Raw genomic sequence first — 21,872 nt, forward strand, 5'->3', positions numbered from 1 at the left:
CTCTCTGCACAGCATTACAAAAACAGATGAAGACGGACCTGACGCGCAGTAGGACTGCTGCGCGTTGAAAAAACCGTCATTTCCGTCTGTGGCGGGATTTCAATGGACTGCACCTCTTCAAAAGGCAGTACATCCAGCCCGTTTTCGTCATACCAATAGAAACGGTAATGCACGGTCACCGCCTGTGAGGCGTCGTTGCTGACGACGGAAGACGCACGCAGTCGGCCATTTTCTGAATCCAGCGACGGGTTCCCCGCGGTAATCTCGGCCGATAACACAGGTGCATCCAATACCAGCGTTTGCCGCTCATTGATGGTCAGCACTTTTGGCGCACTACAACCCACCAGCAGCCCAACCATCAAACACGCGGACAGAAAAAACATCGGGTTACGCATGATGTTCTCGCATGATGGTTTTCTCGCACGACAGTCTACCCATGACTATCGAACCAGGTTCTGTAAGATCTCGTTCTATCAGATCTCGTTCGCCAGCAAAGGCCCTAATGCGCGGCCACCCAACAGATGCATGTGGATATGATAAACCTCCTGCCCGCCGTGTCGGTTGCAGTTAATGATCAGGCGATAGCCATCTTCTGCAATGCCTTCCTGCTGCGCAATTTTACCCGCGACCGTCACCATACGTCCCAGCGCAGCTTCATGCTCGGGAGCCGTGTCGTTAACGGTAGGGATCAAGACATTCGGGATAATCAGGATATGGGTTGGCGTGCGAGGCGCAATGTCACGGAAGGCGGTGACCAGTTCATCCTGATACACGATATCGGCAGGAATTTCCCGGCGGATGATTTTACTAAAGATGGTTTCTTCAGCCATGATTGATTTCCTTGTTAAAGCTGGCGTTGAACGACGTCATCTAGGCAGTATGAGTGACATATTCCATTTCTTTCAACCTTCTTCGTCTATTTCTGGTGCGGGTGGTCAAAATACGACACGCAGGGAAATGATCGGCACACCAGCCTTATAATGGAAAATGTGCATTTGTTGTGTCCATAAAAAAGGGGCTTTCGCCCCTTTTTACCACTCCCCAACAACACATCAGTGGTTACGGATGTAGTCGTCCATGTCGGTTTTCAGGTTATCGGATTTGGTACCGAAAATGGCCTGAACACCGGAACCTGCCACAACCACACCTGCTGCGCCCAGTTTTTTCAGGCCAGCCTGATCAACTTTAGCCACATCGCCTACGCTAACGCGCAGACGGGTGATGCACGCATCTAGGTTAGTGATGTTTTCTTTACCACCAAACGCGCTAACCAGTGCGGCAGCCATTTCAGTGCTGTCCTGTGAGGTTTGCTCAGAGGCGCTATCTTCACGGCCCGGCGTTTTCAGATTCAGTTTGGCAATCAGAACGCGGAAAATGGTGTAGTAAATCAGCGCATAGCACAGACCCACAATCGGGAACAGCCACAGGTTGCTACCGTTGCCGCTCAGTACCACAAAGTCGATCAGACCGTGAGAGAAGCTTGTGCCATCACGCATGCCCAACAGGATACAGATTGGGAATGCCAGACCCGCCAGAATCGCATGGATCACATACAGAATCGGCGCAACGAACATGAAGGAGAACTCAATTGGCTCGGTGATACCCGTCAGGAACGAGGTCAGCGCCGCAGAGATCATGATGCCGCCCACTTTCGCGCGGTTTTCTGGTTTAGCAGAGTGCCAAATAGCAATGGCCGCAGCTGGCAAGCCGTACATTTTAAACAGGAAACCGCCGGACAGTTTACCCGCAGTCGGGTCACCTGCAATGTAACGAGGGATATCGCCGTGGAAAACCTGACCCGCCGCATTGGTGAACTCACCCACCTGCATTTGGAAAGGGACGTTCCAGATATGGTGCAGACCAAACGGGACCAGAGAACGTTCAACGATCCCATAGATACCGAATGCCAGCATCGGGTTCTCATTCGCTGCCCAATGTGAAAACGTTTGGATAGCGCTACCGACCGGTGGCCAGATGAAAGACAGCACAGCACCGGTAATGATTGCCGTCAGACCGGAAATAATCGGCACAAAGCGTTTACCGGCAAAGAAGCCCAGATACTCAGGCAACTGAATGCGGTAGAAACGGTTAAACATATACGCGGCAATCGCACCGGCAATGATCCCGCCCAGCACACCGGTATCTGCCAGATGCTTCGCCGTGATCTCGGCAGCCGGTAGATTAAGAACCAGCGGCGCAATCGCAGCCATGGTCTTAACCATGATGCCATAAGCCACCACCGCCGCCAGTGCGGAAACACCGTCGTTATTAGTGAAGCCCAGGGCAACACCAATAGCAAAAATCAACGGCATGTTGGCAAACACCGAGTCACCGGCCTGTGCCATGACGCTGGAGACAATTCCAGGCAACCAGCTAAAATTGGCCGAACCGACACCCAGCAGGATACCTGCTATAGGGAGTACGGATACGGGCAGCATTAGCGACTTACCTACTTTTTGCAGGTTTGCGAATGCATTCTTGAACATAATTGAGTGTGCTCCTGAGTAATAGTGCTTTTACTTCTGATACTTCATATAAGCAAAGACGGGGAGGACGGCCTTTGCGAGTTGGGGTGTCTTAGCCCCCTTTAATTTTTACGCAGAGTAAAATAAATAGCGTTCACAATGTTTGATTGCTATCACGTTTCCACAAGCCAAAAGGCTGAGATCGAACAGATATTGCACTTTCTTGTGATATATCGCTAAAAAACACGTCCCCCTGAAGAGGAAAAACCTAATCAAGGGGATGATGAAGCGCTATTAATTACACGGATAAAAAAAACTCGGCTATTTTCAGCCACTATTGCGCGGCGGTCAACCGAACCGGGTCGATGTGAAACAGATGGGAGAAATTTTCTGTCGTGGCGGCAGCGAGGGTTTCCAACGATGTGCCTTTCAGTACAGCAAGATATTCTGCTACATCGCGTACGTATGCGGGCTGGTTTTCCTGACCTCGGAACGGAACCGGCGCGAGCCAAGGGGAATCCGTCTCAATCAGCATCCGATCCAGCGGCACGTAACGCGCGACGTCACGCAGTTCTTCTGCATTGCGGAACGTGACGATCCCAGAAAACGAGATATAGAACCCCATGTCCAGCAGCGCTTTTGCCGTGATCAAATCTTCCGTAAAACAGTGCAGAACGCCGCTGCATTTCTCCGCCTGTTCATCACGGAGAATGGCCAACGTATCTTCACGGGCAGCACGCGTATGCACGATGACCGGTTTGTTCAGGTCATTGCCTATACGAATGTGTTCGCGAAACGACGCTTGCTGCTGGGCTTTCGTCTCCTGCTGATAGAAATAGTCCAGACCCGTTTCCCCCATTGCCACCACACGGCTGGCGCTTGCTAGCTCACGCAGCTCGGCATAATCATAAGGGGCTTCCTGATTGAGCGGATGAACGCCGCAGGAAAAGGCCACGTTATCGCGCTCGCCGATTAACTCCACCATGGCACGATAGCCAGGCAGCGTTGTCGCCACCGCCAGAAGGAAACCGACATCACGGCTTTTCGCTTTATCCAGCACGTCGGAGACGTCTTTATGCAATGACTCATAATCCAAACCGTCAAGATGACAGTGGGAATCCACTAACAACATGATATTTACTCGATAGTAATTAAACAGAAAAAGGATGGCTGTCGCGCTTAACCGATGAAGCAAGCGTGCGCTCTCCATCAAGCAGGCGTTCCGTCAGCAGCAGTTCTCGGTTCACACCCGTGACGGTCAGCAATTTTTGCCGACAAGCCAGCCACTGTTGCAGTTCATACTGCAAATGTGCGGAAGGTTCACGCGCCAGACGCTCAACCAATTCGATCTGATCCTGATTCACCCAATGCTCACTTGCCCCCTGCTGCCATTTCATGGCATCCAGCAGTAGCGCGGCCACCCAGTGAATACGAACATCAGCATCGTCATGATTTAGCTGCGGTATCAACGAGAGCTGATCTCGCGAAGCCAGCGCAGCAGAGAATGCCTGACACAGCGCGCTACGCTGTTTCCAACGCTCTGGCTGCAATAACGCCTCGGCGGCTAGCGGCGCACCCGATTGCAATCTCAATGCCGTGCGCAATGCCTTGCTGTCATGGCGGTGGCGAGCATTCAGCCACAGCACGCTCTGCGTCTCACTAGGGACATCCAGATAGTGATACAAACAACGGCTGCGCAAAGTGGCCAATAGCCGGGCTGGTTCACGGCAACCAAATAAAAAGAAGGTATTCTGCGGCGGTTCTTCCAGCGTTTTCAGCAGTGCGTTCGCAGCAGCTTCTGTCAGTTGCTCAGCGGCAGCCAGCCAGATCACTTTTGCTCCGCCTTGTCGGGAGTGTTGATACACTTTTTCCACGACGTCACGCACCGGATCGACACCCAGGCTTTGCTTGCCTTTCTCCGGGCTCAGCACATGCCAATCTGGGTGCGTTCCTGCGGTCATCAGGTTACAAGAGTGACACTGGCCGCAGCTTTTCATCCCATCAGGCCGCTGGCAGATCAGCCAGCGGCTCAGCGCATAAATCAGCGACTCATCGCCCATGCCCGGCAGCGCATGCAGCAACAGCGCATGATGCCCCCTGCCCGCCTGGTATTGGCCGATAAGCTGCCGATAGGATGCATTCAGCCACGGATACCACTCCATCAGCCCTGCTCCTGCACAACAGGCTGCAACCCTTGTTGCTGCAACCATTGCTGTAACGTCGCCTGAATATCCGCACTAACGGCATCAATAGGCTGTGAGGCATCGATCGTCAGGATGCTGCCATCCTCCGCCGCCAGTTCCTGATAGCGGGAACGGGTGCGATCAAAGAAAGCCAGTGACTCTTGCTCAATCCGATCTAACTCGCCTCTCTGACGCGCGCGTTGTAAGCCAATGGCTGGCGGTAAATCAAGATAGAGCGTCAGGTCAGGGCGAAAATCACCGAGCACAGTATCGCGCAGTGAGCGCAGCAGTTGCTGGTCGATCCCGCGTCCACCGCCCTGATAAGCCTGTGAAGAGAGATCGTGCCGATCGCCGATGACCCAGTTTCCATTCGCCAGCGCCGGTTTGATGACATTATCCACCAGTTGAACCCTGGCCGCGTATAACATCAGGACTTCCGCTTTGTCAGTGACCTTCTCATCGGCCATACCTTGCTTGATGAGTTCTCGCAGCTTCTCCGCCAACGGCGTGCCACCGGGCTCTCGTGTGAACACCACGTCTTTCACACCATGTGAGCGCAGCGTTTCCACGACAATATTGCGTGCGGTGGTCTTCCCTGCACCTTCCAATCCTTCAATGACGATAAATTTACTGTTCATCCCGTTCCTTTAACGCTGAGCGGTATACCCTTACAGCACGATTATGGTCTGCAAGGTTAGTGGTAAAACTGTGTCCGCCTTTTCCATCCGCCACAAAATACAGGTATGACGTTTTGGCTGGGTGCGCAGCCGCATCCAATGAGGCTTTCCCCGGCATCGCGATGGGCGTCGGCGGCAGGCCGAAAATGACATAAGTATTGTAAGGCGTCGGCGTGTCTAATGCTTTACGGGTTATCACGCCTTTATAGTCATCACCCATGCCATAAATCACCGTGGGGTCAGTCTGCAAGCGCATACCAAGCCGTAAGCGATTGACAAAAACGGAGGCGACCTGAGTACGTTCTTCATTGATCGCCGTTTCTTTTTCAATGATTGACGCCATCGTCAGTAATTCGTCCGATGTCTTATACGGCAATCCTTCTTCGCGCCCTTTCCAGACCTCATCCACCGTTTTTTTCATGCGCTGATGCGCACGCTGCAACAGGGCAATATCGCTCGTACCTGCCGTGTATGAATACGTATCAGGATAAAACCAGCCTTCCGGGTTCGACTTATCTTTGATTTCCAACTGGGTGGCGATGTCTTGTTCGGTTTTATCGGCCAGTGAATGCTTGATATAAGGTGCTTGTTGCAGCGTGACCAGCCACTCTTTCAAACGTGAACCTTCGACAAAACGGATGGAAAATTGCGCTTCTTTTCCGCTGGACAGCAGCGCCAGCATCTCGCGCACGGTCATGCCCGACGTCAAGCGATACGTACCTGCTTTGAATTTTGCCAATTCAGGTTCAAAACGCAGCAGCCACGGAAAAAATGTGTCATCAGTAGTAATTTTCTGATCGAGAAGCAGCGTTTCCAGCCCTTCTCTTCCCGTACCAGCCGGAAGCGTAAAGATAGTTTCCTTTTCGATAGCCAATGGAGAATCAGCAAAACGCTGCATTTTCTGCCATGCGACCAGTAATATCAGCACAACGGCAGTGATAATCAGCAAACTAATTTTCTTTTTCTTCATAAATCAACCATCTACTAGCAGTCAGGACTTAGGAATTGATAAAGCTCTCGGGAGTGATAACGCCAGATGTGCGCCTGGTTCACAGGGACGATCGGCATTAATGCATTACAAACCAGCACTTCATCCGCATCGGACAGTGCAATCAAGGGTTCGCTGACGATCTGTAGCTCGAAATCAGAATCTGCCAGCAAGGCAATAATATGCTGTCGAGCAACACCCTCCACTCCTGACTCGGATAAATCCGGCGTATAGACCCGGAGCCCTTTACGCCAGAATAAATTCGCGGCACAGCATTCCACTAGCGCACCCGAGGTGTCAAGCACGAGGGTCTCATCGGCTGAGGTCTGGTCAAGATGCGCGCGGATCAGCACTTGTTCGAGCCGATTCAGATGCTTTATTCCCGCCAGCAACGGATTTTTAGCTAGCGCCACCGGGCTGAGATTCAGGCTAATACCCTGCTCACGCCAGCCGGCATAGTGCGCAGGATAGCTGACCTGCATGACGACTCGGGTTGGCTGCGTGCAGCCTTGGGCACTATATCCACGCCCACCGACACCCCGCGTGAGCATCACTTTCACTACGCCGTCAGCTCGTCCCAGTGCTGCCTGTTTCATTTCAGCGAGCAGACTTTCCCAATCAAGCGTCGGAAATAATAAGCGCGTAGCGGCCTGTTGCAGACGCGCGACGTGTCGATCAAGCCAGACAATCTCGCCATCGCATACTCTGGCTGTCGTAAAACAACCGTCACCGTACTGTGTACCCCGATCGAGTACCGAAAGCTGTTCCTGTAACTGGCCATTAATCCACAGCATATAAGCTCCGCATCATTCATCGTCGTCAGCTTGCCAGCAAAGCGGCGTTGCAGACAAGCAGGTGTGTCTGATTTTATGCAGGCAAAAAAAAAACCCGGAGACCGGGTTTTTTAAAAACGCTATCGCAATCAAACTTTACGGAAGATCAGAGAACCGTTGGTTCCACCGAAGCCGAAAGAGTTGCAGAGTACGTATTCTAGGTTACTGACCTGACGTGCCTCATGCGGTACGAAATCCAGATCGCAGCCTTCATCTGGATTGTCCAGATTGAGCGTTGGCGGTACAGCCTGATCGCGCAGAGCAAGAATACTGAAAATAGACTCTACCGCACCTGCCGCACCGAGCAAGTGACCCGTCATGGATTTTGTCGAGCTCACCATCACACGGCTAGCGTCTGCACCAAATACGGATTTCACTGCCTGCGTTTCAGCTTTATCACCCGCAGGCGTAGAGGTGCCATGCGCGTTGATATAACCGATCTGGCTCGTTGCCAGACCCGCGTCACGCAGCGCGTTTTCCATCGCCAGCGCAGCCCCAGAACCGTTCTCAGGCGGAGACGTCATATGATACGCGTCGCTGCTCATGCCAAATCCAACAATTTCTGCATAGATTTTCGCACCGCGCTTTTTCGCGTGTTCATACTCTTCCAGCACCATGAGGCCAGCACCGTCACCCAGTACAAAACCATCACGGTCTTTATCCCACGGACGGCTTGCCGCCTGAGGATTGTCATTGCGCGTAGACAACGCACGAGCGGCACCGAATCCACCGACGCCCAATGGCGTACTGGCTTTTTCTGCACCACCAGCCAACATCACATCCGCATCGTTGTAAGCAATAATGCGAGCGGCCTGACCAATATTGTGCACGCCTGACGTACAGGCCGTAGCGATAGAGATGCTCGGGCCACGCAGTCCGTACATGATGGTAAGATGTCCAGCCACCATATTGACGATGGTTGACGGCACGAAGAACGGGCTGATTTTACGCGGGCCACCGTTCACCAGTGCAGTGTGGTTCTCTTCAATAAGACCCAGACCGCCGATGCCGGAACCAATAGCCGCACCGATACGCGGGGCGTTCTCTTCCGTGATTTCCAAACCGGAATCCTGCATGGCCTGAACGCCAGCAGCAACACCGTATTGAATAAAGGCATCCATTTTGCGAGCTTCTTTACGCGAAATGAATTCCTCAGAATTAAAATCCTTTACTAAGCCAGCAAAACGCGTTGCGTAGGCACTAGTATCGAAATGGTCGATCAGGCTGATACCACTCTGACCGGCAAGAAGAGCACTCCAGGTAGACTCAACTGTATTGCCGACAGGAGATAACATGCCCAGTCCGGTCACAACTACTCGACGCTTAGACACGCTTATCCTCCAGGGAGGGAAAAAAAGACACTGCGGGACAAAAAAACTTAGGCGGTCGAATGACCGCCTAGATATGTTCGCTTACTGCTGGTTAGCCTGAATGAAATCAATGGCTGCCTGAACAGTCGTGATTTTTTCAGCTTCTTCGTCTGGAATCTCAGTATCAAATTCTTCTTCCAGAGCCATTACCAGCTCAACAGTGTCAAGAGAATCAGCGCCGAGGTCGTCAACGAAAGAAGCATTGTTTACGACTTCTTCCTGCTTAACACCAAGCTGTTCAACGATGATTTTCTTAACGCGTTCTTCGATAGTGCTCATACTCTTAAATTTCCTATCAAAACTCGCTTTCGCGATGGTTTTCGTAGTGTATAAAATGTTTGAAAAGATGCAACAAAATCTCGGCTGGTTGAACCACGATTTTGTGCTATTTTGCGGTTATCACCGCAAATAATGCAAATAATTTTCGAGCTTTTTAGATCATATACATGCCGCCATTGACATGCAATGTTTCGCCAGTAATGTAAGCAGCTTCATCAGAGGCTAAAAATACAACAGCACTGGCGATTTCTTTAGCATCACCAAGTCGGTTAGCTGGAACCGACGTCAAAATGCCTGCTCGCTGTTCTTCTGTCAATGCCTGAGTCATATCTGTTTCGATAAAACCAGGCGCGACGACGTTGACCGTAATACCACGAGAAGCCACTTCACGCGCGAGGGATTTACTGAAGCCAATCAGTCCCGCCTTCGCTGCCGCGTAGTTAGCTTGTCCTGCATTGCCCATCGTTCCCACAACGGAACCGATGGTAATGATCCGGCCAAAACGTTTCTTCATCATGGCACGCATCACTGCTTTAGACATGCGGAATACCGACGTTAAATTGGTATCCAGAATATCGTGCCACTCATCATCTTTCATACGCATCAGCAGATTATCACGGGTGATACCCGCATTATTGATAAGAATATCAATTTCCCCGAATTCTGCGCGAATTTCTGCTAATACGCTTTCTACTGATGCTGCATCAGCAACATTCAGCATATAACCTTTACCGTTCTCACCCAGCCAGCCGCTAATGGCTTCAGCACCTTTTTCGCTGGTTGCGGTACCAATGACTTTTGCCCCGCGGGCAACCAACGTCTCGGCGATGGCACGCCCAATACCACGGCTTGCACCGGTAACCAGTGCAATTTTCCCCTCAAAACTCATTGTCTTCTCCGTTCTTATTTCTCAATCGCCGCTGATAGAGAAGCAGGATCGTTCACCGCAGCTGCTGTCAGGGTATCGACGATTCGTTTGGTTAAGCCAGTCAATACTTTACCCGGCCCGACTTCTAGCAGCGACTCAATGCCCTGAGAAGCCATAAATTCAACACAGTCAGTCCAGCGCACTGGGCAATGAAGCTGACGCACCAACGCATCGCGAATGGCTTCCGGCGTGGTTTCGATGCGAGCATCAACATTATTCACAACAGGGATGACCGGTGAATTAAACGTCACGGATTCCAGCGCGACAGCGAGTTTCTTTGCTGCTGGCTCCATCAGCGCACAGTGTGACGGTACGCTGACAGGCAGCGGCAGCGCACGCTTCGCACCCGCCGCTTTACACGCAGCACCCGCACGCTCAACGGCGTCTTTATTGCCCGCGATCACCACCTGACCCGGTGAATTGAAGTTTACCGGAGAAACCACCTGCCCCTGCGCGGATTCTTCACACGCTTTAGCAATGGCATCGTTATCAAGCCCGATAATGGCATACATCGCACCCGTACCTTCCGGCACCGCTTCCTGCATTAGTTTGCCACGCAATTCAACCAGACGAACAGCCTGTTGGAAATCCAGAACACCCGCACAAACCAATGCCGAATACTCACCAAGGCTATGACCAGACATCAGCGCAGGTGTTTTGCCGCCCTGCTGCTGCCAAACGCGCCAGATAGCAACAGAAGCGGTCAGTAACGCAGGCTGCGTCTGCCAGGTTTTATTCAACTCTTCAGCAGGCCCTTGCTGGGTAAGCTGCCACAAATCATAACCTAACGCTTCAGAAGCCTGAGCAAACGTTTCAGTGACGATCGGGTATTCTGCAGCAAGTTCAGCCAACATCCCTACCGTCTGCGATCCCTGACCTGGGAACACCATTGCAAATTGCGTCATATCACAATCCTGTTTAATTAAAAACGAACCAGCGCGGAACCCCACGTAAAACCACCACCGAAGGCTTCAAGCAACACTAATTGCCCTGGTTTAATACGCCCATCACGCACCGCTTCATCAAGCGCTGAAGGCACAGAAGCTGCGGAGGTATTACCGTGACGATCCAGCGTCACAACCACCTTGTCCATCCCCATACCCAGCTTTTTCGCCGTGGCGCTAATGATGCGCAGGTTAGCTTGGTGAGGCACCAGCCAGTCTAATTCACTTTTATCCAGTTGAGCCGCTTGCAGCGTTTCTTCAACGATATGTGCCAGTTCAGTTACTGCCACTTTAAAGACTTCATTACCCGCCATCGTAAGGTAAGCAGGCGTATCCGTATGATTACGATCCTGATGTGGCAACGTTAGCAATTCGCCATAACGGCCATCGGCATGAAGATGGGTAGAAAGAATACCCGGTTGCTCTGACGGCGTTAACAGGACAGCTCCCGCACCATCACCGAACAGAATCAGCGTGCCGCGATCCTCAGGATCCAATGTACGAGACAACGTATCAGAACCGATCACCAGTGCGTACTTCACCGCACCATTTTTAACATATTGATCGGCAACACTCAGCGCGTAGGTAAATCCGGCACACGCAGCGGCCAGATCGAAGGCAATCGTATCTTTGATCCCTAGCAGTTGCTGAACCTGACAGGCTGAGCTAGGGAAAGCATGGCTTGATGATGTTGTAGCAACAATCAAAAGACCGACCTCAGAAGGATCGACATTCGCCATTTCCAGCGCTTTTTGCGCGGCACGGTATCCCATGGTCGCCACGTTTTCATCCGGCGCAGCAATACGGCGCTCACGGATTCCAGTACGTGTGACGATCCATTCGTCCGTTGTTTCCACCCTCTTTTCTAAATCAGCGTTCGTCCTGATTTCTTCAGGCAGGTAGCTGCCCGTTCCGATTATTTTTGTATACATGTACGCTTAATCACTCTTGGGTAATACCGCTTCTAGACGGGCGGCAATCCGCTCAGGAAGCTGCCGCCGTACCGTCTGCATTGCCTGTTCAATAGCAACCGCAAACGCTCTCTGGTTTGCTGCACCATGGCTTTTGATTACAGTTCCCCGTAACCCTAGCAGGCATGCGCCATTATATTGATCGGGATTCAAGTGACCGAAACGCTTTGATAAGCGTTTTTGTAACAAACGCCCTAGCCACTTCAACCACCAGGATTGCTTTTGTTTTTGCCCAGGCCCTGAAGCAGGAGATTTCAGCAGTGACAGGAACATCCTTACCACGCCTTCCACCGTTTTCAGGGTGACATTGCCCACAAAGCCGTCACAGACCATCACATCCGTTTTTCCAGTCAGCAGATCGTTGCCTTCCAGATAACCGATATAATTTATTGATGGTGCCTCTTTTAACTGTGCCGCTGCTTCACGGATAGTGCTCAGCCCTTTGCTTTCTTCTTCACCGATATTCAACAACGCGACACGAGGATTTGTCAGTCCCAGCACTTCTTCTGCCATCACTGAGCCCATCACGGCAAACTGAACCAGCATCGTGCTGTCACAGTCAACATTCGCCCCCAGATCCAACACAACTGTCTTTCCGTGTTGCTGGTGAGGTAATACTGACACCAATGCGGGTCGCTCAATTCCGTCCAGTGGCTTAATCAGGAGCTTGGCCAGCCCCATAAGCGCACCCGTATTACCAGCGCTCACACAGGCCTGTGCCCTACCGTCTTTAATCAACTCAAGCGCTATGCGCATTGAAGTACCACGGCTCGCACGAATAGCCTGCGACGGCCTCGCATCACTAGCAATAACCGACTCCGCCGGAACAATCTCTAAGCGGGAAAGTAAATCAGAATCGACTTTGGCAAGTAATGGAGTAATCGCAGCAGGATCGCCGACTAATAACAAATTGAGAGCTGGATTAGAAGCCAGTGCCTGCAATGCAGCAGGCACTGTTACGCAGGGACCAAAATCCCCGCCCATCGCATCTAACGCCAGAGTTAGGCGTGTCAAGGTATTGCCTTGCAAATAATTCGCAAGAATTATTTAGCAATGACCTTGCGACCGCGGTAATAACCATCCGCAGTGATGTGGTGACGCAGGTGAGTTTCGCCAGAAACTTTATCTACGGATACAGAAGCGGTAGTCAACGCATCATGTGAACGACGCATACCACGTTTGGAACGGCTAGGTTTGTTTTGTTGTACGGCCATGGACCTTACTCCTTATTGCTTATGCTTTAAACTGGCTAATACGGCAAATGGATTTGGTTTTTCCGCCTCTGCAGGCAGTTGACCAAATACCATATCCGCTTCGGACACTTCACAGTGTTCAGAATCATGCACCGGGGCGATAGGCAACATCAGAATAATTTCATCTTCAATCATTGCCAGCAGATCGACTTCGCCAAAACCATCAACGCCGATCGGCTCATACGCTTCCGGTAACGCTTCGGCCTGCTCATCATTGACGACCGGGCTGAAACAGAATGTCGCATGGACTTGATGTTCAAACGGCTTTCCGCAACGCTGACACATCAAAGTGACAGTAACGTCAGCGTTACCGTCAATCACAGCCAGACGCTGATTATCGATATTGAAAGATAAAGAGGCCTGAACATCACTATCCACACTCACCACGGATTCGGCAACACGCTCTACTTGTTCAGCTGAATAGATACCAACGTAATCTAAACGCTTCTGAGCAGTGCGGACCGCATCAAGGGTTAAGGGTAATTTTACCTTTTGCATAGGGCGCGCATATTAACGTCGTAACGACATAGAGTCAAAGAAAAAGGCAGTGATGCACCACCTTTCACCAATATTCGCTTCCAGAGCGGCGCACAGTTTAAAATGCCTTTCATCATTACGCTACGGTTTATCAAAAAATTATGCAGCAGATTGTTCTCGCTTCAACATCACCTTACCGCAAATCCTTGTTAGAAAAGCTGGCTATCCCCTTTGTTTGCGCATCGCCAGACATCGATGAAACCCCTCACCTCGGAGAAAACGCTGTCGATCTCGTGATCCGTCTTGCTGAAAGCAAAGCGCAAACACTGGCCGCGCACTACCCCAATCACCTGATTATCGGTTCCGATCAGGTTTGCGTTCTGGAAAACGCCATAACAGGAAAACCACATAATAAGGATAACGCAACACACCAGTTACGGCAGGCCAGCGGAAAGTGTGTTTCCTTCTTTACGGGTTTAGCGCTCTTCAATAGTGCAACTCAGGAAATGCAGAGTATTGCTGAGCCATTTGACGTGCATTTCCGTACGCTAACGGAAGCGGAAATTGGCGGTTATCTGGAGAAAGAACAGCCATGGAACTGCGCAGGTAGCTTTAAAAGCGAAGGATTGGGTATTACTCTCTTTGAACGACTATCCGGGCGCGATCCTAATACGCTCATTGGATTGCCATTGATCGCGCTAACGCAGATGCTACAAAAGGAAGGCGTAAATCCGCTGACGATGTAAATTGACGATGTAAAGTAAATCGGGATAGCCCGATGAAGAGGCTATCCCGACAGATAAAAATATGTAGGTATATGTGGTTATACTTTTGTCTTGCGCAGTGCTTGCAGACAGCGACGCAGTGCGCTATCTAATGGAGCTTCGACTCTCAGTGTCTCACCGGTGTTCGGATGCTCAAAACGCAGCGCCTGTGCATGCAGGAATAGACGTTTTAGACCTGTGCCTACCAGTTGCTGATCGAATTCGCGATCGCCGTAACGATCATCAAACGCTATCGGATGTCCGGCATACTGAGCGTGTACACGAATTTGGTGCGTACGCCCAGTAACAGGGCTAGCCCGCACCAGCGTCGCGTGTTCAAAGCGCTCTTCTATTTTAAAGCGCGTTTCTGACGGTTTACCGTCGCTGTTTACCCGTACAATGCGTTCACCGCTTTGCAGGATATTCTTTAACAGTGGAGCCTGAACGACCTTGCAGTGAGACTGCCACTGCCCACGAACCAGCGCCAGATAGTCTTTTTGCATGCCTTTTAGTCGCAGTTGTTCGTGCAGAGAACGTAAAGCCGAGCGTTTTTTTGCGACCAGCAAAACACCAGAGGTATCGCGATCGAGACGGTGTACTAACTCCAGAAAACGCGCTTCCGGGCGTAAAGCACGCAGCCCTTCAATCACGCCGAAGCTCAAGCCACTGCCACCATGCACTGCTGTACCCGAGGGTTTATTCAGCACCAACAGGTAGTCATCCTCATAAATAATGCACTCGGCCAACGCCGCCACTTTACCAAAACTGGCAGAAATAGGGGTCTCATCGCGTTCTGCCTGCCGAACGGGCGGAATACGGATGACATCACCATCGAGCAATTTATACTCAGGTTTGACCCGTTTCTTATTTATCCTTACCTCACCTTTTCGCAAGATACGGTAAACCATGCTTTTAGGCACACCCTTTAAGTGGGTATGCAAAAAATTATCGACGCGCTGCCCCGCTTCATCTGCGGAGATCGTCACAAATTGTACTGAAGGATTATCTGTTTTCATGATGCGCGATTCTAAATAGAGCAACCCGATAGCGCCACTTCTTTTTCTGTGCTTAACTGTGTGTCTGACTTATGAAGATATTGTTGCATTGTCGAGTAAGTGGACGGGTGAGTTGGACTGTAGCATCAAACCCTGTCCGTTTTGGTGATAACAACAGAACTATCTTTATACAGACAGGCAAAGTCACCTTGCTATAACGGTATCAGCAGTGGAATAATGCTTTTGCGTTTCCCACGCGGATTTCCGATAAAACAAGGGGAAATTGCGGAATTATTAAATTTGCCTGATGACGCACACACGCAGCAATGGCGTAAGACGTAATGTGAAATCAAGCAGTTAGCGGGCTGCGGATTGCAGCTTGGCCGGCAAATGGAATCAGATCTGGCGACATTATTCAGAAGCTGTTCCCTCAGTAAATGCGCTGTTTTCCATCAGGAAATACAGGCTACCGAAACATGCGTCTCTATGCAGGCGACAACCGGGAGGTTGACGTCCCTGCGATAAGCCACGAGGCCATCGGTTCACTCCGGTCATGCGGTTCTTTTGTCCGCAGCTCTATCAATAATGTAAGTAAAAATAACGAGTAAGTTGAAGATGAAAAGAATGTTAATTAACGCAACTCAGCAGGAAGAGTTGCGTGTTGCCTTGGTTGATGGTCAACGGCTGTATGATTTGGATATCGAAAGTCCAGGTCATGAGCAGAAGAAAGCAAATATCTACAAAGGTAAAATCACACGTATCGAACCTAGCCTTGAAGCCGCTTTTGTTGATTACGGCGCTGAAAGACACGGTTTCCTCCCTCTTAAAGAAATCGCCCGCGAATACTTCCCTAGCAACTATTCTTCCCACGGTCGTCCTAACATTAAAGACGTGTTGCGTGAAGGTCAGGAAGTCATTGTTCAGGTAGACAAAGAAGAGCGAGGAAACAAAGGTGCTGCACTGACCACCTTTATCAGTCTGGCAGGCAGTTATCTGGTCTTAATGCCGAATAATCCTCGTGCAGGCGGTATTTCACGTCGTATCGAAGGTGACGATCGTACCGAGCTCAAAGAAGCGTTGGGATCGTTGCAACTGCCCGATGGCATGGGGCTCATTGTTCGTACCGCTGGTGTGGGCAAATCCGCTGAAGCGCTGCAATGGGATCTAGCTTTCCGTCTGAAACATTGGGATGCGATCAAAAAAGCCGCCGAAGGCCGCCCTGCACCGTTCCTGATCCATCAGGAAAGTAATGTGATCGTCCGCGCTTTTCGTGACTATCTGCGCCCAGACATTGGCGAAATTCTGATCGACAATCCAAAAGTTCTCGATCTGGCAAAAGAACATATTTCTGCACTGGGTCGCCCCGATTTCAGTAGCAAAATCAAATTGTACAGTGGCGAAATTCCGCTTTTCAGCCACTATCAAATCGAATCACAGATCGAATCGGCTTTCCAGCGTGAAGTTCGCCTGCCGTCCGGTGGCTCTATCGTTATCGATACGACCGAAGCGCTAACAGCGATTGATATCAACTCCGCCCGTGCAACGCGCGGTGGTGATATTGAAGAAACTGCGTTCAATACCAACCTTGAAGCCGCAGACGAAATTGCCCGCCAGTTGCGCTTGCGTGACCTCGGCGGCCTGATCGTTATCGACTTCATCGATATGACACCAGTTCGTCACCAGCGTGAAGTTGAAAACCGCCTGCGCGACTCTGTACGTCAGGATCGTGCGCGTATTCAGATCGGCCGGATTTCTCGCTTTGGCTTGCTAGAAATGTCGCGTCAGCGCCTGAGCCCTTCACTGGGTGAATCCAGCCATCACGTTTGCCCACGCTGTAGCGGCACAGGCACGATTCGTGATAATGAATCACTTTCACTGTCTATTCTTCGTCTGATCGAAGAAGAAGCGCTGAAAGAGAATACCAAAGAAGTCCACGCGATTGTTCCAGTTCAGATTGCATCTTATCTGCTGAACGAGAAACGTGATGCCGTTAACGCCATTGAGAAACGTCAAGGCGGCGTGCGCGCGATCATCGTGCCACACGATGGTATGCAGACACCGCACTACTCCGTTGTTCGCGTCCGTAAAGGCGAAGAAAAACCGACGCTCAGCTATTTGCTGCCTCAGCGTTTGGAAACGGAAACGCAGCAGTTGCAAGACGAACAAACGATCGAGCGTAAACAGCCTGAACAACCGGCTCTAGCAACATTTAGTATGGCTGAAATGCCAGAGGAAACCACGCCCCCAGTTACTAAAGAAGCTCCTGCTGTAGCGAAAGCCGCAGAGGATGCTCAACCAGGCCTCATTAGCCGTTTCTTCAGCGCATTGAAAGGAATCTTCGCTTCCGAACCTATTGAAAAAACAGTCGGTGCTGCTGACGATAAGAAAGCGGAAGAAGAGAAATCTACTGAGGGTCAGCGTTCTGAACGTCGGAACCCACGCCGTCAGGGTAATAATCGCCGTGACCGTGGCTCTCGTGACAATCGTGACAATCGTGACAATCGTGACAATCGTGACAATCGTGATGATCAGCGTCGGAATAAGCGACAAAACGACGACGCGATTGTTGAAACCCGTACTGCGGATAATGTGGAGAAAGTCGGTTCGGAAGAACAACCGCGCCGTGAACCACGTGCCGAACGTCAGCGTCGTCGGCAGGCTCCGGCTGAGACAAAAGCACAGCCAGTCATTGATGATTCTGATGACAACGCAGCCGAGCAGGATACACCGACTCAGGTTATGCCACGCCGTCAACGCCGTCAGTTGACGCAGAAAGTACGTGTCCAGTCTGAAACTCAGCAGGATGTCCTCTCTGATAACAGATCGCCTGTTGCTGAAGCATCCGAGCAGATTCAAGCTTACGTCAAGCCAAACGACGCTGCGGTAGACCATAGTGAGGTCGATAACGAGCAGAACGATTCAAATCGTGCCAATGCCGAGAATGGCGGTATGCCGCGTCGATCGCGTCGTTCTCCGCGTCACCTGCGCGTCAGCGGCCAGCGCCGTCGCCGCTATCGTGATGAGCGTTATCCGTCTCAGTCACCAATGCAGTTGGAATTTGCTGCCGCATCACCGGAAATGTCATCAGGAAAAGTGTGGGTTAGCTATCCTCTGGCACGGCCACAGCAGGCTGAACGCCAGCAGCAGAACGAGAATGTTGCAACAATTGAAACTCCGCTGTTACCAGCCGTTATCGAAGCCGCCGTGACTGCACAAGCAGACACAGTGGAATCCAATGCGGTTGAAAACGTTGCTATCACTGAAGCCGTGGTTCAGGAAGAAGTCGCTGTAACCGCAACAGCACAGTCTGCCGACATCATCCAGGATAGCAATGTAGTGGATGCCAAGGTGAGTACCGCAGGCGAAGAAACCACCATCGAGCCAGTGACTGAGAACACCGCCATCGACGATGCTATCGCTGCAGTTACCGTGAATGCCGTTGAAGAAGCAAATACTGTGGAGACTCAGGTCGCTGAAGAAACCGTTGTCGCAGTTGCTTCTGAACAAACAGTGGCTGAAAACGTAGCGACCGAAACGGTCGCAGAAGAGCAACGGGCAGATAGCATCGCTGATGCAACTGAGAAAGCAGATGTGTCAGAACCAATTTCTTCCCCTGCGGTTTCCGCAGTACAGGAAACCAACCTGCCACAAAGCGTTCAGGATGAGCCGGTAACCGCTATCAGCGCACAACCGATTGTGGAAAAGTCTGTATCGAGCGTAACAAAAGCAGCAAGCGTTGCTGCACAACCTCGTTATAAGCTCCACGCGACAGCGCCTATGACAAAAGCGCCAGCCCCAGCCTACCGTGCAGAGCCTGCTCGACATAGTGATTGGGTACGTCCAGACTACCCGTTCTCAGGGAAAGGCTCAGCAGGCGGCCATGCCGCAGTTAACCAGTCAACTGCGCCAGCAACCAAGCCTACGCCAGTTAGCGAGTAATCCAGGCTTCTATAGACAAGCACCCGCCAATTGGCGGGTGCTTTTTTATTCAGAAACTGTCGTTAGCCTAAAAAACTCAACGTCTTAATATCTACACTATCCGTTTTACCATCCAGTTCCACCAAGAAGCGTTTAAAGTGCTCACTCTGCCCATGTGATGCAACAGCATCTTGATTCTTCCAACGCTCGAAGAACACAAACACACCCGGTTTATCCACAACTTCATGCAGATCATACTGCACATTGCCTACTTCCTGTCGGCTTGGCGATACCAAACGTTTTAGCGTCGCAGTAACATCTGCAATGAACTCTGCTTTTGCCTGAATAGTCGCCACAATACGAATTTCCATATACATCCCTTATTTATCAATGAAAAGATAATACTATCAGATGCCAATTCACGCTTAATTTCAAGCATTCATCAACAAACGGATGCATTCGAATAGCTTTACGCTTATCCTTATCCCCCGCCGTATCAGTCCCAAAACCAACCGAAAGATGATGTTTTTTTACTGACCGCCGGAGCGCAATTCCATGACCGCACAGCCCACTATTCTTAAAATCCGTCGCCCTGACGATTGGCACATTCACCTGCGTGACGATCAGATGCTGGAAACCGTTCTCCCCTATACCAGCCGTTTCTTCGGCCGTGCGGTTGTTATGCCTAACCTGACGCCGCCGATTACCAGCGTAGCCAGCGCTATCGCGTATCGTCAGCGTATTTTGGCCGCAGTCCCGCAGGGTGATGATTTTCATCCGCTGATGACGTGCTACCTGACCGATGCGCTTGATGCCAACGAAATCGTGAGTGGTTTTAAGCAAGGCGTTTTTACCGCGGCCAAACTCTATCCAGCTAACGCCACAACAAACTCCAGCCATGGGGTGACTAGCGTCGCCAATATCTCCGGCATTCTGGAACAAATGCAGAAAATTGGCATGCCGCTACTTATCCATGGTGAAGTTACCGACTCTGCCGTGGATATTTTCGATCGGGAAGCGCGCTTCATCGAAACCGTGCTGGAACCATTACGCCAACAGTTTCCTGAACTGAAGGTCGTCCTTGAGCACATTACGACGAAAGAAGCCGCGCAGTATGTTGTTGAAGGTAATGATTATCTCGCCGCAACCATTACACCGCAGCATCTGATGTTTAACCGCAATCATATGCTGGTTGGTGGCGTTCGCCCCCACCTATATTGCCTGCCTATCTTAAAACGCAATACCCATCAGCAGGCGCTACGTGAAGCAGTCGCTAGCGGCTGTGACCGGCTTTTCCTCGGTACGGACTCCGCGCCGCATGCAAAACACAGAAAAGAGTCCAGTTGCGGCTGTGCTGGTGTGTTCAATGCTCAGGCAGCATTAAGTACCTACGCCACCGTTTTTGAAGAAATGAACGCGCTGGATAAACTCGAAGCATTTTGCTCCCTGAATGGCCCACGTTTTTATGGCCTGCCAGTGAACGACAGCTGGATTGAGCTGCATCGTGAAACCGTCACATTCCCAGAAGAAATCGCTCTCGGCGACGAGTCGCTAATCCCCTTCCTGGCTGGACAAAGCCTCAACTGGTCAGTCCGTTAATCGACAAGCCCATCCGCATTATGCCGATGGGCTAAATTTTATTGCACGTCTTGTTCTTCACTTACAATAACTGTATAAATAAACAGTTTAAAATTTGGAGGTCAGCATGCGCGTAGAAATCACTCTTGCAAAAACAACGCCTTTACCCGCCGGTGCCATCGAAGCGCTCAGGCATGAGCTGGAAAAACGTATTCACAAAATTTACCCTGACACACCCATTCAGGTTCGTTATGCAGCCGCAAACAGCCTGACGGTAATGGGAGCAGGCAAAGAAGAAAAAGATCGTATCTCTGAAATCTTGCAGGAAACGTGGGAAAGTGCCGATGACTGGTTTACAGCAGACTAATCTAAAACTTGAAAAATAACGAAAATACAGGCTGTAATGGCACTTTAAAGCGGCATCTCGCCATGTTCTATGACCGAGGATATCTGTTATGAGGGTAGAAAAGCCAGAAGAGACAATGACATTCGGGAAATTGCTGGAGCTGATTGGCGAGCAACAACGCAAGATCGATACTCTGGAATTCGCTTTTTAGTTCTTGGCGTTCTGCCTTGATGAGAAAGCCAACAGGCTGATGATTCACAATTTGACACTGGCGTCTCAAAATGAAAATCGGGATCCAGCAATGAAGAAATACCTTGCCCGACTTGCTGCCGCATTAGAAAAAAATTCAGGGCCTGCTGCAGAATAATGCTCAACTGCCCTGTAACGAAGCCTTCGGGATGAAAGCCCATTCGTCCCGATATTTTATCTGACGCATCGTTTATCCCTTCGTCATACCTGCCTGTCTAATTTTTTTCACGAAAAGTTGAAAATACTTCCCATAAATTAAATAAGTCACAGTATACTGATAAGGCTTGTTTAAAAATAATGATCCACCTGAAGCCTCGTTAGTCACTCATGTTAGTAACTAGTCAATAAGGGGTATTTATGGATAGAAAAAATGAAGTTATTCAGACACATCCTCTTGTAGGTTGGGACATCAGCACCGTTGACAGTTATGACGCCATGATGATCCGTTTGCACTACTTATCCACCTCGGACCAAGCACCAGATGAAGCACATGTAGACCGGACGCTTTGGCTAACGACCGATGTTGCAAGGCAACTGATATACATACTCGAAGCCGGTATTGCAAAAATCGAATCAACAGACTGTGACGCCAGTGATTATCGAAAACATTAGTAATTGATAGCGTTATTAATATTATATTCAATACCCAATTAT

23 protein-coding genes and 1 pseudogene are annotated in these 21,872 nt (G+C 50.5%); 6 read left to right on the top strand and 18 right to left on the bottom strand.

Going from position 1 to position 21,872, the window contains the following annotated elements:
• Positions 1 to 14: 14 nt before the first annotated feature.
• The 16 genes from DMB82_RS11995 to yceD form a co-directional block, all read right to left on the bottom strand.
• The gene (locus DMB82_RS11995) at positions 15 to 395 is read right to left on the bottom strand and encodes a YcfL family putative periplasmic lipoprotein (protein WP_116163057.1); all 381 of its coding nucleotides are present in this window, start codon (positions 393 to 395) and stop codon (positions 15 to 17) included.
• 78 nt (positions 396 to 473) lie between these two features.
• Positions 474 to 830, bottom strand: coding sequence for a purine nucleoside phosphoramidase (hinT, locus tag DMB82_RS12000; protein WP_102117799.1), 357 nt, complete (start codon positions 828 to 830; stop codon positions 474 to 476).
• A gap of 222 nt (positions 831 to 1,052) precedes the next feature.
• Positions 1,053 to 2,486, bottom strand: coding sequence for a PTS glucose transporter subunit IIBC (gene ptsG / locus DMB82_RS12005; protein WP_116155762.1), 1,434 nt, complete (start codon positions 2,484 to 2,486; stop codon positions 1,053 to 1,055).
• A gap of 313 nt (positions 2,487 to 2,799) precedes the next feature.
• Positions 2,800 to 3,597 (bottom strand): metal-dependent hydrolase, encoded by a 798-nt coding sequence (locus DMB82_RS12010; RefSeq protein ID WP_102119073.1) that lies wholly within the window; start codon positions 3,595 to 3,597, stop codon positions 2,800 to 2,802.
• 19 nt (positions 3,598 to 3,616) lie between these two features.
• Positions 3,617 to 4,627 carry a DNA polymerase III subunit delta' gene (gene holB / locus DMB82_RS12015; protein ID WP_102119072.1) on the bottom strand — a complete coding sequence of 337 codons (1,011 nt, stop codon included), beginning with the start codon at positions 4,625 to 4,627 and terminating at the stop codon, positions 3,617 to 3,619.
• Positions 4,627 to 5,286 (bottom strand): dTMP kinase, encoded by a 660-nt coding sequence (tmk, locus tag DMB82_RS12020; protein WP_116163059.1) that lies wholly within the window; start codon positions 5,284 to 5,286, stop codon positions 4,627 to 4,629. Before tmk ends, holB begins: the two co-directional genes overlap by 1 nt.
• Positions 5,276 to 6,295 (bottom strand): endolytic transglycosylase MltG, encoded by a 1,020-nt coding sequence (mltG, locus tag DMB82_RS12025; protein ID WP_102119070.1) that lies wholly within the window; start codon positions 6,293 to 6,295, stop codon positions 5,276 to 5,278. Before mltG ends, tmk begins: the two co-directional genes overlap by 11 nt.
• A gap of 14 nt (positions 6,296 to 6,309) precedes the next feature.
• Positions 6,310 to 7,107, bottom strand: coding sequence for an aminodeoxychorismate lyase (gene pabC / locus DMB82_RS12030; RefSeq protein ID WP_116155761.1), 798 nt, complete (start codon positions 7,105 to 7,107; stop codon positions 6,310 to 6,312).
• Positions 7,108 to 7,235: 128 nt separating this feature from the next.
• On the bottom strand, positions 7,236 to 8,477 hold the full coding sequence (gene fabF, locus DMB82_RS12035) for a beta-ketoacyl-ACP synthase II (RefSeq protein ID WP_102119068.1): 1,242 nt from the start codon (positions 8,475 to 8,477) through the stop codon (positions 7,236 to 7,238).
• A gap of 81 nt (positions 8,478 to 8,558) precedes the next feature.
• Positions 8,559 to 8,795, bottom strand: a complete 237-nt coding sequence (acpP, locus tag DMB82_RS12040; RefSeq protein WP_005970506.1) for an acyl carrier protein — start codon at positions 8,793 to 8,795, stop codon at positions 8,559 to 8,561.
• Positions 8,796 to 8,949: 154 nt separating this feature from the next.
• Positions 8,950 to 9,684 carry a 3-oxoacyl-ACP reductase FabG gene (gene fabG / locus DMB82_RS12045; protein ID WP_010276180.1) on the bottom strand — a complete coding sequence of 245 codons (735 nt, stop codon included), beginning with the start codon at positions 9,682 to 9,684 and terminating at the stop codon, positions 8,950 to 8,952.
• 14 nt (positions 9,685 to 9,698) lie between these two features.
• Positions 9,699 to 10,628 carry an ACP S-malonyltransferase gene (gene fabD / locus DMB82_RS12050; protein ID WP_102119067.1) on the bottom strand — a complete coding sequence of 310 codons (930 nt, stop codon included), beginning with the start codon at positions 10,626 to 10,628 and terminating at the stop codon, positions 9,699 to 9,701.
• A 17-nt stretch (positions 10,629 to 10,645) separates the two neighbouring features.
• Positions 10,646 to 11,599 carry a beta-ketoacyl-ACP synthase III gene (locus DMB82_RS12055; RefSeq protein ID WP_102119066.1) on the bottom strand — a complete coding sequence of 318 codons (954 nt, stop codon included), beginning with the start codon at positions 11,597 to 11,599 and terminating at the stop codon, positions 10,646 to 10,648.
• Positions 11,600 to 11,605: 6 nt separating this feature from the next.
• Positions 11,606 to 12,652 (bottom strand): phosphate acyltransferase PlsX, encoded by a 1,047-nt coding sequence (gene plsX / locus DMB82_RS12060; RefSeq protein WP_102119065.1) that lies wholly within the window; start codon positions 12,650 to 12,652, stop codon positions 11,606 to 11,608.
• A 29-nt stretch (positions 12,653 to 12,681) separates the two neighbouring features.
• The gene (gene rpmF / locus DMB82_RS12065) at positions 12,682 to 12,852 is read right to left on the bottom strand and encodes a 50S ribosomal protein L32 (RefSeq protein WP_005970518.1); all 171 of its coding nucleotides are present in this window, start codon (positions 12,850 to 12,852) and stop codon (positions 12,682 to 12,684) included.
• Between the two features lie 12 nt (positions 12,853 to 12,864).
• A complete protein-coding gene (gene yceD / locus DMB82_RS12070) occupies positions 12,865 to 13,389 on the bottom strand; it encodes a 23S rRNA accumulation protein YceD (protein WP_095699871.1) in 525 nt (174 codons plus the stop codon).
• A gap of 140 nt (positions 13,390 to 13,529) precedes the next feature.
• Between yceD and DMB82_RS12075 the strand changes: the two genes are divergently transcribed.
• Entirely contained in the window at positions 13,530 to 14,114 is a 585-nt protein-coding gene (locus DMB82_RS12075; RefSeq protein ID WP_102119064.1) for a Maf family protein, read from the top strand.
• A gap of 77 nt (positions 14,115 to 14,191) precedes the next feature.
• Here DMB82_RS12075 and rluC read toward each other — a convergent pair whose 3' ends face one another.
• Positions 14,192 to 15,148: a 23S rRNA pseudouridine(955/2504/2580) synthase RluC gene (rluC, locus tag DMB82_RS12080; RefSeq protein WP_102119063.1), complete on the bottom strand. Its 957-nt coding sequence runs from the start codon at positions 15,146 to 15,148 to the stop codon at positions 14,192 to 14,194.
• 594 nt (positions 15,149 to 15,742) lie between these two features.
• Here rluC and rne point away from each other — a divergent pair.
• On the top strand, positions 15,743 to 19,066 hold the full coding sequence (rne, locus tag DMB82_RS12085) for a ribonuclease E (protein WP_116163060.1): 3,324 nt from the start codon (positions 15,743 to 15,745) through the stop codon (positions 19,064 to 19,066).
• A gap of 62 nt (positions 19,067 to 19,128) precedes the next feature.
• On the opposite strand, the gene DMB82_RS12090 is transcribed toward rne, so the two are convergent.
• Complete coding sequence (locus DMB82_RS12090) at positions 19,129 to 19,416, bottom strand: putative quinol monooxygenase (protein WP_102119061.1); 288 nt, start codon at positions 19,414 to 19,416, stop codon at positions 19,129 to 19,131.
• A 184-nt stretch (positions 19,417 to 19,600) separates the two neighbouring features.
• Between DMB82_RS12090 and pyrC the strand changes: the two genes are divergently transcribed.
• From pyrC to bssS, 4 genes and pseudogenes are all read left to right on the top strand, one after another.
• Entirely contained in the window at positions 19,601 to 20,644 is a 1,044-nt protein-coding gene (gene pyrC / locus DMB82_RS12095) for a dihydroorotase (protein WP_116155756.1), read from the top strand.
• Between the two features lie 106 nt (positions 20,645 to 20,750).
• Entirely contained in the window at positions 20,751 to 20,990 is a 240-nt protein-coding gene (dinI, locus tag DMB82_RS12100; protein WP_116155755.1) for a DNA damage-inducible protein I, read from the top strand.
• Between the two features lie 88 nt (positions 20,991 to 21,078).
• Positions 21,079 to 21,336: pseudogene (locus tag DMB82_RS12105) on the top strand (hypothetical protein).
• A 239-nt stretch (positions 21,337 to 21,575) separates the two neighbouring features.
• On the top strand, positions 21,576 to 21,830 hold the full coding sequence (bssS, locus tag DMB82_RS12110) for a biofilm formation regulator BssS (protein ID WP_102119058.1): 255 nt from the start codon (positions 21,576 to 21,578) through the stop codon (positions 21,828 to 21,830).
• Positions 21,831 to 21,872: the final 42 nt, after the last annotated feature.

The sequence above is a fragment of the Pectobacterium aquaticum genome (assembly GCF_003382565.3).
Lineage (GTDB): Bacteria > Pseudomonadota > Gammaproteobacteria > Enterobacterales > Enterobacteriaceae > Pectobacterium > Pectobacterium aquaticum.

Excerpts from the sequence above, each read along its gene's own strand:
- DMB82_RS11995 (WP_116163057.1), bottom strand. The coding sequence starts at position 395 with ATGCGTAACCCGATGTTTTTTCTGTCCGCGTGTTTGATGGTTGGGCTG.
- hinT (WP_102117799.1), bottom strand. The coding sequence starts at position 830 with ATGGCTGAAGAAACCATCTTTAGTAAAATCATCCGCCGGGAAATTCCT.
- ptsG (WP_116155762.1), bottom strand. The coding sequence starts at position 2,486 with ATGTTCAAGAATGCATTCGCAAACCTGCAAAAAGTAGGTAAGTCGCTA.
- DMB82_RS12010 (WP_102119073.1), bottom strand. The coding sequence starts at position 3,597 with ATGTTGTTAGTGGATTCCCACTGTCATCTTGACGGTTTGGATTATGAG.
- holB (WP_102119072.1), bottom strand. The coding sequence starts at position 4,627 with ATGGAGTGGTATCCGTGGCTGAATGCATCCTATCGGCAGCTTATCGGC.
- tmk (WP_116163059.1), bottom strand. The coding sequence starts at position 5,286 with ATGAACAGTAAATTTATCGTCATTGAAGGATTGGAAGGTGCAGGGAAG.
- mltG (WP_102119070.1), bottom strand. The coding sequence starts at position 6,295 with ATGAAGAAAAAGAAAATTAGTTTGCTGATTATCACTGCCGTTGTGCTG.
- pabC (WP_116155761.1), bottom strand. The coding sequence starts at position 7,107 with ATGCTGTGGATTAATGGCCAGTTACAGGAACAGCTTTCGGTACTCGAT.
- acpP (WP_005970506.1), bottom strand. The coding sequence starts at position 8,795 with ATGAGCACTATCGAAGAACGCGTTAAGAAAATCATCGTTGAACAGCTT.
- fabG (WP_010276180.1), bottom strand. The coding sequence starts at position 9,684 with ATGAGTTTTGAGGGGAAAATTGCACTGGTTACCGGTGCAAGCCGTGGT.
- fabD (WP_102119067.1), bottom strand. The coding sequence starts at position 10,628 with ATGACGCAATTTGCAATGGTGTTCCCAGGTCAGGGATCGCAGACGGTA.
- DMB82_RS12055 (WP_102119066.1), bottom strand. The coding sequence starts at position 11,599 with ATGTATACAAAAATAATCGGAACGGGCAGCTACCTGCCTGAAGAAATC.
- rpmF (WP_005970518.1), bottom strand. The coding sequence starts at position 12,852 with ATGGCCGTACAACAAAACAAACCTAGCCGTTCCAAACGTGGTATGCGT.
- yceD (WP_095699871.1), bottom strand. The coding sequence starts at position 13,389 with ATGCAAAAGGTAAAATTACCCTTAACCCTTGATGCGGTCCGCACTGCT.
- DMB82_RS12075 (WP_102119064.1), top strand. The coding sequence starts at position 13,530 with ATGCAGCAGATTGTTCTCGCTTCAACATCACCTTACCGCAAATCCTTG.
- rluC (WP_102119063.1), bottom strand. The coding sequence starts at position 15,148 with ATGAAAACAGATAATCCTTCAGTACAATTTGTGACGATCTCCGCAGAT.
- rne (WP_116163060.1), top strand. The coding sequence starts at position 15,743 with ATGAAAAGAATGTTAATTAACGCAACTCAGCAGGAAGAGTTGCGTGTT.
- DMB82_RS12090 (WP_102119061.1), bottom strand. The coding sequence starts at position 19,416 with ATGGAAATTCGTATTGTGGCGACTATTCAGGCAAAAGCAGAGTTCATT.
- pyrC (WP_116155756.1), top strand. The coding sequence starts at position 19,601 with ATGACCGCACAGCCCACTATTCTTAAAATCCGTCGCCCTGACGATTGG.
- dinI (WP_116155755.1), top strand. The coding sequence starts at position 20,751 with ATGCGCGTAGAAATCACTCTTGCAAAAACAACGCCTTTACCCGCCGGT.
- bssS (WP_102119058.1), top strand. The coding sequence starts at position 21,576 with ATGGATAGAAAAAATGAAGTTATTCAGACACATCCTCTTGTAGGTTGG.